Raw genomic sequence first — 12078 nt, 5'->3', positions numbered from 1 at the left:
CGACATGGCCAAGTACGACCTCTCCAAGCTGCACCCGGTGTTCGTCCGCCAGATGGAGGCGCTGGCCGCCCTGGACATCGAGGCGGTGATGAAGAACTACACCGACGACGCCGTCCTGCTGCGCTTCGAGGGAGTCTCGGTCGGGATCGAAGCCGTGCGCGAGACGTTCACGGGCTACCTGACGGTGAAGCCCACGCTCGTGGAACTCCAGGAGTACATCGAAACCGAGGACACGATCTTCTACCGCGCGATCATGAATCTGAACGGCGAACCGGAGCACGCGTTCGGGACACTTGTGGTCCGCGATGGCCGGATCTGGCGCCAGACCGCCGGTTTCGGCAGCTGACCACCGATATCTGGGTAGCGTGTGCGGGGAGAGCGAAGGCAGCGCTCTCCCCGTACGTGCAGGCCCCGCCGGAGACCGCGGCGAGGGCCTCGCTCGTGAAATGGCAAAGGGGAGGTCATGGAACGCGAAACCGGGCGTGTCGAGGCATTCAGTGACGGGGTATTCGCCATCGTCATCACGATTCTCGTTCTGGAACTAAAGGTTCCGGAGGAAACGGGATCGGACTTCTGGCACGGCGTGTGGGAACAGTGGCCGCACTACGCCGCATACGTGGTGAGTTTCCTCATCATCGGCGTGATGTGGGTGAACCACCACACCATCTTCAGTCACCTCAAGCGGGTCGACCGGCCGCTGTTGTTCCTGAATCTCATGGTGCTGATGGTGGTGTCGGTGATTCCGTACACCACCACCGTGCTCGCCGAGCACCTCGTCGAGGAAGGCGGCTCCGCCAACGCCGCCGCGATCCTCTACAGTTCGGTCACCGTCGTCTACGCGCTGGCGTTCCTGGCCTTCTGGTGGTACGTCACCCGCGTCGGCCACCTGTTCCACGAACGGGTGGACAAGGACGGCGCCCGGGCCACCCGCGTCCGCTTCGGCCTCGGCGCCGTGGCGTACCCCTTGACCGTTCTCCTGTCCTTCTTCTCCGCACCGCTCACTCTCGTCGCACACTTCCTGATCGCGCTCTACTATGCGGCGAACCAGATCCCCATCCCCCTCGTGGTAGAGGAAGAGCGGCTCGAATCTGCCAGCGACCTCAGGAAGTAGCCGCCGTGGCCTACGGCCGTTCTGTACGGTCAAGTAGGGTATTGGATCTAGTGGTCGCGGGGGAGGCCCAGATGGCTCGCGTAGTTCTGCCGGAGGATTCCACGAAGGAAATCTCCGAATTGATCGACGTCCTGATCTCTCTTTTCTTCGAGTCCTTACCCCGGCGGGACCAGCGAAACTGGGCCCGCGTTTATCTCAACGGCCTGGTGCGGACCAGCGGGAAGAAAACAATCCGTAACATCGCCGGAACGGGCGCCAGTTCCGTCGAGCAGAGCCTCCAGCAGTTCATCAGCAAGTCACCCTGGGACTGGACCCCCGTACGCCGCTCCCTCGCCCAGTACCTCGAACGCACCGCCCAGCGCCCGCTTGCCTGGGTGGTCCAGCCCATGGTGATAGAGAAGGCCGGCGACCGCTCGGTCGGCGTGGGCCGGCAGTTCGTCCCCCAGCTCGGCCGTACCGCCAACTGCCAGCAGGCCAGCGGCATCTGGCTCGCCTCCAGCGAGGCGAGCTTCCCCGTCGAATGGACCCTCACCCTCCCCGGGCCCTGGACGAGCGAGCTGCTGCGCCGCCGGCGGGCCGGCATCCCCGACACCGCACGCTCGCTCACCCCCGCCCAGGACGCCGTACACGCCGTCCAGCGGATGGCCGCCGGCTGGCAACTCCAGCGCCGGCCCGTGGTGATGGAGGTCGCCAACACCGACATCCCGCAGAGCATCGAGTCCTTCGCCCTGCAGGACATCCCTTTCGTCTTCAAGGTCGACGGATCGCTGCCCGTCTCCTTCGGCGGCGCCGGCCGGCACAAGCCCGGGCCGCACACCGCGCCCGCCCGCGAACTCATCGACTCCCTGCGCTCCCAGCGGCGCGTCGTCGAATGGACCCGGCACGGCCGCGCCGAAGGGGCAGTGACCCTGCTGACCTCGGCCGCCATCCTCGCGACCCCCGGCGAGGACCGGTCCGTACCGCTGCCGCCCACCCCGCTGCTGCTCGTCGGCGCCTGGACCGAAGCCGCCCTGCTGCCCTCGGAGTTCTGGATCACCAACATCGGCGACCGGCCGCTGGCCCAGCTCTTCCTCCTCGCCAAACTCACCGACCGGGTATCCCTCGATTTCACCGAGACCTGCGAACCCGTAGGCATCCGTGATTTCGAGGGCCGCTCCTTCCGTGGCTGGCACCACCACGCCACGCTCGCGAGTGTCGCCCACGCGTCGATGCTGCTCGGTGCGCGCGGCAGGATCCCCGACGGATTCCCCGGGGGGCACGCGCGGACCCCGCTCGGCGGGGCGCCCGGTCCCCTGTCCCGTACCGGAGCACCCGGTGCCGTGGCGCGCACCGGGCCGCCGCCGGTGCTGCCGCCGCGGCCGCTGATCCCCGGCCAGAGCGCGAGACGCGAGTACATCCGCTGATGCTCGACATCGCCGAGGAACTCCGCGCGTGGTGCGCCGCGCACCGCGAATTCGCCCTGGCCACCGTGGTCGCCGTCAGCGGGAGCGCGCCGCGCGGCCCGGGCGCCTCGCTGGCCGTCGACGCGGGCGGCACCGCCCTCGGCTCGCTCTCCGGGGGCTGCGTGGAATCCGCCGTGCACGAGCTGTGCCTCGACGCGATCGCCTCCGGCGAAGGCGGCGTGCACCGCTTCGGGTACAGCGACGACGACGCCTTCGCCGTCGGCCTGACCTGCGGGGGAGTCCTGGACGTGCTCGTCACCCCGGTGCGCGGGCACGACCCGGTGCGGCCCGTCCTCGGCTCCGTGCTCGAGGCCGCCGCCGCAGGCGCCCGGGCCGCGCTGGCCCGGGTGGTCTCCGGCCCGCCGCCGCAGCTCGGCCGGGCCCTCGCCGTCCACCCCGACGGGTCCTACGAGGGCTGCCTGGGCGGGGAGCCGGCCCTGGACCGGGCCGCCGCCGGGCACATACGGGACCTGCTGCTGGCCGGGCGCACCGGGACCGCCGAACTCGGCACGGCGGGCGGGCTGTGCGGACAGCCGCTCACCCTGCTGGTCGAATCCGCCGCCGAACCGCCCCGGCTGATCGTCTACGGGGCCATCGACTTCGCCGCCGCCCTGGCCCGGATCGGGGCCTTCCTGGGACACCGGGTCACCGTCTGCGACGCCCGGCCCGTCTTCGCGACGCCGGCCCGCTTCCCCGGCGCCGACGAGGTGGTCGTGGACTGGCCGCACCGGCACCTGGCCGCGGAATGGGAGGCGGGCCGGCTGGACTCCCGTACGGCGGTCTGCGTCCTCACCCACGACGCCAAGTTCGACGTGCCCCTGCTGGCCCTCGCCCTCCGGCTGCCGCTGGGCTACGTCGGAGCCATGGGCTCGCGGCGCACCCACGCCGACCGCGAGCAGCGGCTGCGCGAGGAGGGGGTGCCGCAGGCCGCGCTCGCCCGGCTGCGCTCACCCATCGGGCTGGACCTGGGCGGCGCCACCCCCGAGGAGACGGCCCTGTCCATCGCCGCCGAGTTCACGGCCGTCCGGTACGGCGGCTCCGTCACCCCCCTCGCCCGGCGCCGGGGTCCGGTGCACGGACGCACCCCGCTCGCCCACGGGACCAAGGTCCCGTAGGAACAGACCACCGGGCCCGGTATGTCCTGGACGATCAGCCCGGGCGGCATTAATGCCGGGTCATGGGAGAATGAAGTACGTGCGTTTCCTCGGCTGCCCTGCCTGTCGAGGCCGTAGACGGATCCTTCGATCGACTGGGATGTTCAGCACGTGCGTTTCCTCAATGACCAGAAGCCGCCGTACGACCTGACGTACGACGACGTATTCATGGTGCCGAGCCGCTCCGCGGTCGGTTCCCGCCAAGGCGTGGACCTCTCCTCGCCCGACGGCACCGGCACCACCATTCCGCTCGTCGTCGCGAACATGACCGCCATCGCGGGCCGCCGCATGGCCGAGACGGTCGCCCGCCGCGGCGGCATCGTGGTCATCCCGCAGGACATCCCGATCGAGGTCGTCACCGACGTCATCTCCTGGGTGAAGACCCGCCACCTCGTGCTCGACACCCCGATCACGCTGGCGCCCACCCAGACCGTGGCCGACGCGCTGTCCCTGCTGCCCAAGCGGGCCCACGGCGCCGGTGTCGTCGTCGACGCCGACGGCCGCCCGGTCGGTGTCGTCACCGACCACGACCTGACCGGCGTGGACCGCTTCACCCAGCTCTCCGAGGTCATGTCGAAGGAGCTCCTGCTCATCGACGCCGACATCGACCCCCGCGAGGCGTTCAACAAGCTCGACGCCGGCCACCGCAAGCTGGCCCCGGCCGTCGACAAGGACGGCAAGCTCGTCGGCCTCCTGACCCGCAAGGGCGCGCTCCGCGCGACCCTGTACACCCCGGCCACGGACGCCAACGGCAAGCTGCGCATCGCGGCGGCCGTCGGCATCAACGGCGACTTCGTGCAGAAGGCCAAGCAGCTGCTCGACGCGGGCGTGGACACGCTCGTCATCGACACGGCCCACGGCCACCAGGAGTCGATGATCAACGCGATCAAGGCCGTGCGCGCGCTGGACCCGCAGGTCCCGATCGTCGCCGGCAACATCGTGGCCGCCGAGGGCGTCAAGGACCTCATCGACGCCGGCGCCGACATCATCAAGGTCGGTGTGGGCCCCGGCGCCATGTGCACCACCCGCATGATGACCGGCGTGGGCCGCCCGCAGTTCTCCGCGGTGCTGGAGTGCGCGGCCGAGGCGAAGAAGTACGGCAAGCACGTGTGGGCCGACGGCGGTGTCCGCCACCCGCGTGACGTGGCGATGGCGCTGGCCGCCGGCGCCGCGAACGTGATGATCGGCTCCTGGTTCGCCGGGACGTACGAGTCCCCGGGCGACCTCCAGCAGAGCGCCGACGGCCGTCTCTACAAGGAGTCGTTCGGCATGGCGTCGGCGCGTGCCGTGCAGAACCGCACCTCGGAGGAGTCGGCGTACGACCGGGCGCGCAAGGGCCTGTTCGAGGAGGGCATCTCCACCTCGCGGATGTTCCTGGACCCGGCCCGTCCGGGCGTCGAGGACCTGATCGACTCGATCATCGCGGGTGTGCGGTCCTCGTGCACCTACGCCGGTGCGGGCTCCCTCGCCGAGTTCGAGGAGAAGGCCGTGGTCGGCGTCCAGTCGGCGGCGGGCTACGCCGAGGGCAAGCCGCTGCACGCCAGCTGGAGCTAGTACCCCTGGTACCCCGTGGTACCGCTTTCCGGTGGCCCCGGGCCCGTCCGCGAGGACGGGCCCGGGGCCACCGGCGTTCGGGGCCCCGGGCACCCGGGGACCGTTCGGCGTGCCGTTCGACCGGTCGGCGCAGGTGGCAAACGGATACGCCAAGCGGCGGATAACTCCGGGCGCCGGGTCCGTCACGCTCGGGTCATCCGACCTGGAAGGGGCACCCCGTGGCCAGTACCCTCCGCCGCCGCACCGACGCGCACGCCCTCGCGCGACTGCACAGCGAGCACGGCAAAGCCCTCTACGGCTTCCTCCTCGGCCTCACCTTCGGCGACCGGCACCGCGCCGAGGACCTCCTCCAGGAGACCCTCTTCCGCGCCTGGAAACACCCCGAGGCACTGGAGAGCGGCCACGCCTCCCTGCGGCCCTGGCTCTACACCGTCGGCCGGCGCCTCGCCATCGACGCCCGGCGGGCCCGCCAGGTCCGGCCCGCCGAGGTCGGGCCCGACGCCCTGGACAGCCGCATGCCCGTCGCCGACGACCGCACCGAGCAGGCCGTCGCCGTCCTCGACGTCCGCGACGCGCTGAGATCACTCAGCCCCGAACACCGCGCCGTGCTCGTGCAGATCTACTTCCGCGGGGCGTCGGTGTGCGAGGCCGCCGAGGCGCTCGGGGTTCCCGCCGGGACCGTCAAGTCGCGTACCCACTACGCCCTGCGCGCCCTCCGGGAGGCCATGCCCGGCTACGGTCCGGGCCCCGGCCCCGCTCCCGGCCCGCGCACCGGCTCCGGGCCCGATCGCCGCGCCGCCGCCTGAGCGGCCACCCCCGCCCGCGAACGGACCTGCAGCTTCGCCAGGATGTGCGACACGTGCGTCTGGACCGTCCGCGTGGACAGGAACAGGGCGCCCGCGATCTCCGGGTTCGACCGGCCCTGCGCGACGAGCAGGGCCACCTTCAGCTCCGCGGGTGTCAGCGCCTCCCAGCCGTTGGCCGGCCGCCGCCGCGCCGCACGGCTGCCGCGCCGGACGCCCAGGCTCCGCAGCCGGGCGTCGGCCCGGGCGGTGTCCCACCGGGCGCCCAGGTCCTCGTACGCGGCCACCGCGCGCGTCAGCGCCGACCGTGCCGCCGCCAGGTCGCCGTGCCAGGCCCGGGCCACCGCGAGGTCCTCCCACGCATGGCCCAGCACCAGCGGCCGGCCGCCGCGCTCCGCCCGCTCCAGCACCTGCGCCAGCAGCTGCGGGTCCTGCGCGAACAGCCCCCGGCAGCGCAGCAGCGCCAGCGCCGGGCCCGGGTACTCGGGCAGCGCCGCCGCCGTCCGCCCGCAGGCCGCCACCGCCGCCCGGGCCGTCGCCGTGTCCCCGCTGTCCAGGGCCACGCGGACGATCTCCGACAGCACCCAGGGGCGCTCGTACGCCCCCGCTTCGTCCGGGCTGTCCGCCAGGGCCGGCAGCAGCGCGCGCACCGCGTCCGCCGGACGGCCCGCACGCTCCGCCAGCAGGGCACGGGCCAAGAGCACGTGGCCGCCGTAGCGGCGGGCCGCCGGGGCCGCGAACGCGTCCGGCGGGAGCAGCGCGAGTTCGGCCTGCGCCGCCTCGCGTTCGTCCCGGTGACCGAGCACGAGGGCCCGCAGTCCGTGCACCACCACCGGCAGCCAGCCGTCCGAGACCGGCAGCCCGTCCGCGCGGGCCACCCCGGCGAGCGCCGCGTCCCAGTCGCCGAGCAGGTAGTGGAACTCGGCGAGCCGGGCCTCGGTGACCACCAGCCGCCCCGTCGAGCGGGTGGCGAGCGCCAGCTCCCGTGCCTCCTGCAGCGCCGCCGCGACGGTCTCCGGCTCGTCGAACCGCAGCTGGGCCTCGGCCTGGTTGGCGAGCAGCAGCATCCGCATGTCGTTGGCCTCCGGGCTGCGCCGGGCGCAGGCGATCCCCTCGGCGACGTGCCGCAGCGACTCCCGGCCGCGGCCCAGGTGGAACAGCGCGAAGGCCATCGCGTGGTGGGCCTCCGCCCCGCACAGCGGATCGCCCAGCCGGGCCGCCTGCGCCACCACCGGCACGGCCAGCGCGTGGGCCTGCGCCGGGTGGTGCAGATCGGCCAGGGCCAGTACCCGGCAGGCCTCCAGCCGCAGCCGCAGCGCGGGGGAGGGGACCTGCTCCGCCAGCGCGTCCTCGGTGACGGCCAGCGAACGGGCCATGTCCCCCTGGATCATCAGCGCCGACACCAGCTTGAAGGCCAGCGCCGCCCGGTGCCCGGGATCCGTGGCCCGCCCGTGCAGGGTGCCCAGGAGCTCCACCGACTCGGGGCGGCGCAGCATCAGGGCGGCGTCCGCGAGGCTCCCCTCCAGCGCGTCCCGGTCCCCGCAGTCGGCCTGCGCGACGGCTCGCTCGAGCAGTTCGGCGGCCGCCCCGGGCGCCGCAGCGATCAGGGACTGCGCCGAGTCGGCCAGCCAGTGCACTGCCCAGCGGTCCAACGCCCCGCCGGCCAGCAGCTGTTCGGCGGTCCGCTCCGGATCGTGGCCTGCCTCGGCCAGGGCCCGGGCCGCGTCCTGGTGCAGGGCGGCCCTCGCGGCCCCGGGGAGCTCCGCGTACAGGGCTCGGCGCAGCGCCGGCTGCCGGAAGCGCAGCCGCTCGCCGGTGTCGTCCAGCAGCCCGGCGAGGAGCGGCTCCTCCAGCTCGGCCAGCACCTCCCGGGCGGGCCTGGCCTGTACGAGGGCCAGCTCGCGCGGGGTGAAGGCCGGGCCGAGCAGGGCCGCGTGGCGCAGGGTGGTGTACGCGGGGCGGGAGAGATAGCCGATGCCCCGCGGGAGGGAGGCGGGCGGCTCAGGCAACTCCTGCTCGGGCACGATCAGTTCAACGACGGCGCGGCCGTCCACGGCGTCGTCCCGGCCGCCGCCCCCGGCGTCGACGGTGCCGTCGTCCCCGGACCCGCCGGTGACCTCGATGAACCGGGACCACTGCGCGGTCAGGTCCCGCAGCAGCCGGGGATTGCCGCCCGCCTGCCCGGCGGCCTCCCGCAGCCGCGGCCCGGGCTCCGCCCCCAGCATTCCGCGGAGCAGCTCGGCCGACTCCGCCCCGGTCAGCGGCTCCAGCCGGACGGTGCGCCCGCGCGGGCCCGCGCCCAGCTCGGCGCACAGCTGCTCCACCTCGGGCCGCCGGGGCAGCGGTCTGCGGGTCGCCGCCAGCAGCAGCGGCAGCCGGTCCACCGCCCGGGCCAGGCGCTGCCACAGCAGCAGGCTGGCCGGGTCCGCCCAGTGCAGGTCGTCCAGCACCAGCAGCAGCGGGCGCCGCGCGCACCACTCCTCGACCCCGGACACCAGCAAGTCCGTGGCCGCGAGCCACGCCCCGCCGGGCTGCGCCGCGTGCCGGGCCTCGCGCAGCAGTGCGACCACGGCCGCCCGGCCGGGCCCCTCGGGGTGCACGCAGTCCAGCGCGGCCCGCAGCGGCAGCTCCGCCGTGAAGGCGTCGGCGGCCCCGTAACGCACCCGGCTGCCCAGCGCGGCCGCCTCGGCCAGCGCCTCGCGCACCAGCGCTGTCCGGCCCGCGCCGGCCTCGCCCTCCACGATCAGGCGACCCCCGCTGCCGCGCGCACCGCCGCGCACCCATTCCCGTAACTCTTCACGCAGTTGTCCACGCCCGACCCGCACGTCGGCGATCCTCCCCAGGCGTCTCCCGGCTGCCGCCGGGGTGCCCCCGCCGGCCGGTCCGCGCCTCCGCCAGGATGGCATGCCGATCAGTAGCGGGGGAGATGCTCACCCGGACCCGAACTGTGCACGCCCGCACGGTACTTGGGGATCCGCAGGGTGATCTTCATGCCCGCGCCGACCCCGGTCTCGATCACCGGGCCGTACGCGTCCCCGTACACCTGCCGGATCCGCTCGTCGACGTTGGTCAGCCCGATGCCCGACGGGGAGCCGCTCCGCTCGCCGGCCAGGATCCGGCGCAGCAGGGCCGGATCCATCCCGACCCCGTTGTCCTCGATGGTGATCACGGCCTCCGCGCCCGCGTCCCGGGCGGCGATCGTGATCAGGCACTCCTCGGTGGAGTCCTCCAGCCCGTGCTTGACGGCGTTCTCCACCAGCGGCTGCAGGCACAGGAACGGCAGCGCCACCGGCAGCACCTCGGGCGCCACCTGGAGGGTGACCTTCAGCCGGTCCCCGAACCGGGCCCCGGCCAGGGCCAGGTACTGCTCGATGGAGCGCAGCTCCTCGGCGAGGGTGGTGAACTCGCCGTGCCGCCGGAAGGAGTAGCGCGTGAAGTCGGCGAACTCCAGCAGCAGGTCCCGGGCCCGCTCCGGATCGGTGCGCACGAACGAGGCGATCGCGGCGAGGGAGTTGAAGATGAAGTGCGGGGAGATCTGCGCCCGCAGCGCCTTGATCTCCGCCTCCATCAGCCGGGTCCGCGAGCGGTCCAGCTCGGACAGCTCCAGCTGGACGGAGACCCAGCGCGCGACCTCCGTCGCGGCCCGCACCAGCACCGCCGATTCCCGCGAGCCGTAGGCCACGAGCGCGCCGAGCATCCCGTCCTCGCCGGTGAGGGGGGCGACCACCGCCCACTTCAGCGGGCAGTCGGGGCGGGTGCACTCGGTCCGTACGCTCTGGCTGCGGCCGGAGTTCAGCATCACGGTGACCCGGGCCATCGCCCGCCGCTGGTGGTGGTCGGCGCCCGGGCCGTCCCAGGCCAGGACCGAGTCCCGGTCGGTCAGGCACAGGGCCTCGGTGCCCAGCAGGGAGCGTAGCCGCTTGGCGGCCTTGCGGGCGGCGTCCTCGGTGAGGCCGGCGCGCAGCGGGGGAGCGGCGAGCGAGGCGGTGTGCAGGGTGTGGAAGGTGGCCCGCTCCACCGGGGTGCCGAGGTCCAGGCCGGTCGCCCGTTCGCCGCGCCGGGCGTGCCACCGGCCGGCGGCCCAGCCCGCGCCGAGCAGCAGGGCCGCGCCCGCCGCCGCCAGAAGCGCGAGCACCGCTCCGGTCATGGGGCACCGGCCGCGCGGGTGCCGGCCCCGGCCTCTGCCCCGGTCGCGGACCCCGCCCCGGCCCCGGTCACGCTCTCCGGCAGGTGCAGCCGGGCCAGGGTCGCCGCCGTCCCCGCCGGGACCCGCGAGCGGGTGGCCAGCGACACGAGCACCATGGTCAGGAACCCCAGGGGCACCGACCACGCCGCGGGCCAGGCCAGCAGTGTGTGCACCCAGCCCGCCGGGGGCAGCCCCGCCCGCGTCGCCAGCACCGCGCCCAGCGCCGCCCCACCGCCGGTCACCAACCCCGCCACCGCACCCGGCGGGGTCAGCCCCCGCCACCAGATGCCCAGCACCAGCAGCGGGCAGAACGACGAGGCCGACACCGCGAAGGCCAGCCCCACCGCGTCCGCCACCGGCACGTCGGTCAGCGCCATGCTCCCGGCCAGCGGCACCAGCATCGCCACCAGCACCGCGAACCGGAACGTCCGCACCCCGCGCGTCGGCAGCACGTCCTGGTGCAGCACCCCGGCCACCGCCATGGTCAGCCCCGAAGCCGTCGACAGGAACGCCGCGAACGCGCCCCCGGCCAGCAGCGCCCCCAGCAGGTCGCCGAGCACCCCGCCCAGCATCCGCTCCGGCAGCACCAGCACCGCCGCGTCCGCGTCCCCGGTGAGGGCGAGCTCCGGGGCGTAGGTGCGGCCGAGCACCCCGTACACCGGCGGCAGCAGGTAGAAGCAGCCGAGCAGCCCGAGCACCACCAGCGTGGTGCGCCGCGCGTCGCGGCCGTTGGGGCTCGTGTAGAAGCGCACGGCGACGTGGGGCAGGCCCATGGTGCCGAGGAAGGTGGCCAGCACCAGCCCGTACGTCGCGTACAGGCCGAGCGCCGGCCGGTCCCCGTCCAGTGGCTCGGACCACCGGGAGGCGTCCGGCCCGGACGTCGCCCGGGTCTGCGGGACCCGGGTGTCCGGGGCGAACTCGAGCCGCGCGCGGGCCCGTACGGAGTGCTCCCCGGGCTCCAGCGTCAGCGGGGACGCCGCGTAGGTCCGCCCGTCCACCTGCCCGGTGACCTTCAGCGTCAGCGGCGCGTCCAGGGACAGCCGGACGTCCTCGGCGAGCGTGACGGCGGTGTGCTCGCGGAAGACCGCCGGGGCGTCGAACGAGGCGCGCGGCGCGCCGTCCCCGGCCCAGGCGGCGAGCAGGAAGAAGGCGGGCACCAGCAGCGCGGTGAGTTTGAGCCAGTACTGGAAGGCCTGCACGAAGGTGATGCTCCGCATCCCGCCGGCCGCGACGGCCGCGGTCACGACGAACGCGACGACCACCCCGCCCACCCAGTGCGGGGCCCCGGTCAGGATCTCCAGGGTCAGCCCGGCGCCCTGCAGCTGCGGCAGCAGGTACAGCCAGCCCACCCCGACCACGAACAGCACCGCGACGCGGCGCACCGCCTGCGACTCCAGCCGGGCCTCGGCGAAGTCGGGCAGCGTGTACGCCCCCGAGCGCCGCAGCGGGGCCGCCACCAGGGCCAGCAGCACCAGGTACCCGGCGGTGTAGCCGACCGGGTACCAGAGCATCTCGGGCCCTTGGAGCAGCACCAGCCCGGCCACCCCCAGGAAGGAGGCCGCGGAGAGGTACTCCCCGCTGATCGCGGCCGCGTTGAGCCGGGGCCCCACCGTCCGCGAGGCGACGTAGAAGTCGGAGGTGGTCCGCGATATCCGCAGGCCCAGCGCGCCGACCAGCACCGTGACCAGGACGACGACGGTGACCGCGGTCAGCGCGTACGTCTGGTTCACCGGTCGGTCCTTCGCCGCGGGGAGCAGGGGGGTACCGGAGTCTACGCACGCCCTCGGACCGGCAACAGGCGTGATCCCGGCCGATCCCGAAGGCTCCC

Annotated in this window: 9 protein-coding genes; 6 read left to right on the top strand and 3 right to left on the bottom strand. The window is 74.0% G+C overall.

What is annotated here, in order from left to right:
• Positions 1–4: 4 nt before the first annotated feature.
• The 6 genes from ACZ49B_RS09330 to ACZ49B_RS09305 all read left to right on the top strand — a co-directional run bounded on the left by ACZ49B_RS09330 (position 5) and on the right by ACZ49B_RS09305 (position 6067).
• Positions 5–346: a nuclear transport factor 2 family protein gene (locus tag ACZ49B_RS09330; RefSeq protein WP_468302367.1), complete on the top strand. Its 342-nt coding sequence runs from the start codon at positions 5–7 to the stop codon at positions 344–346.
• Between the two features lie 117 nt (positions 347–463).
• Positions 464–1111, top strand: a complete 648-nt coding sequence (locus ACZ49B_RS09325; protein WP_383512018.1) for a TMEM175 family protein — start codon at positions 464–466, stop codon at positions 1109–1111.
• Positions 1112–1182: 71 nt separating this feature from the next.
• Positions 1183–2514, top strand: coding sequence for an IS701 family transposase (locus tag ACZ49B_RS09320; protein ID WP_468302364.1), 1332 nt, complete (start codon positions 1183–1185; stop codon positions 2512–2514).
• A complete protein-coding gene (locus ACZ49B_RS09315) occupies positions 2514–3668 on the top strand; it encodes an XdhC family protein (protein WP_468302362.1) in 1155 nt (384 codons plus the stop codon). The genes ACZ49B_RS09320 and ACZ49B_RS09315 overlap by 1 nt, the downstream gene beginning before the upstream one ends.
• A 150-nt stretch (positions 3669–3818) precedes the next feature.
• The gene (locus tag ACZ49B_RS09310; RefSeq protein WP_267887510.1) at positions 3819–5261 is read left to right on the top strand and encodes a GuaB1 family IMP dehydrogenase-related protein; all 1443 of its coding nucleotides are present in this window, start codon (positions 3819–3821) and stop codon (positions 5259–5261) included.
• Between the two features lie 218 nt (positions 5262–5479).
• Positions 5480–6067, top strand: a complete 588-nt coding sequence (locus ACZ49B_RS09305) for a sigma-70 family RNA polymerase sigma factor (RefSeq protein ID WP_468302360.1) — start codon at positions 5480–5482, stop codon at positions 6065–6067.
• Here ACZ49B_RS09305 and ACZ49B_RS09300 read toward each other — a convergent pair.
• The 3 genes from ACZ49B_RS09300 to ACZ49B_RS09290 form a co-directional block, all read right to left on the bottom strand.
• Complete coding sequence (locus ACZ49B_RS09300) at positions 5995–8889, bottom strand: ATP-binding protein (RefSeq protein ID WP_468302358.1); 2895 nt, start codon at positions 8887–8889, stop codon at positions 5995–5997. The two genes, ACZ49B_RS09305 and ACZ49B_RS09300, sit on opposite strands and share 73 nt — an antisense overlap.
• Positions 8890–8975: 86 nt before the next feature.
• Complete coding sequence (locus ACZ49B_RS09295; protein WP_468302356.1) at positions 8976–10211, bottom strand: histidine kinase; 1236 nt, start codon at positions 10209–10211, stop codon at positions 8976–8978.
• On the bottom strand, positions 10208–11980 hold the full coding sequence (locus tag ACZ49B_RS09290; RefSeq protein ID WP_468302354.1) for a sodium/solute symporter: 1773 nt from the start codon (positions 11978–11980) through the stop codon (positions 10208–10210). The genes ACZ49B_RS09295 and ACZ49B_RS09290 overlap by 4 nt, the downstream gene beginning before the upstream one ends.
• Between the last annotated feature and the right edge of the window lie 98 nt (positions 11981–12078).

The sequence above is a fragment of the Streptomyces sp. NPDC031132 genome (assembly GCF_055570595.1).
This window is presented reverse-complemented; position numbering and strand designations above follow the sequence as displayed.

Coding starts and splice junctions, on each gene's coding strand:
- ACZ49B_RS09330 (WP_468302367.1), top strand. CDS start 5: ATGGCCAAGTACGACCTCTCCAAGCTGCACCCGGTGTTCGTCCGCCAG.
- ACZ49B_RS09325 (WP_383512018.1), top strand. CDS start 464: ATGGAACGCGAAACCGGGCGTGTCGAGGCATTCAGTGACGGGGTATTC.
- ACZ49B_RS09320 (WP_468302364.1), top strand. CDS start 1,183: ATGGCTCGCGTAGTTCTGCCGGAGGATTCCACGAAGGAAATCTCCGAA.
- ACZ49B_RS09315 (WP_468302362.1), top strand. CDS start 2,514: ATGCTCGACATCGCCGAGGAACTCCGCGCGTGGTGCGCCGCGCACCGC.
- ACZ49B_RS09295 (WP_468302356.1), bottom strand. CDS start 10,211: ATGACCGGAGCGGTGCTCGCGCTTCTGGCGGCGGCGGGCGCGGCCCTG.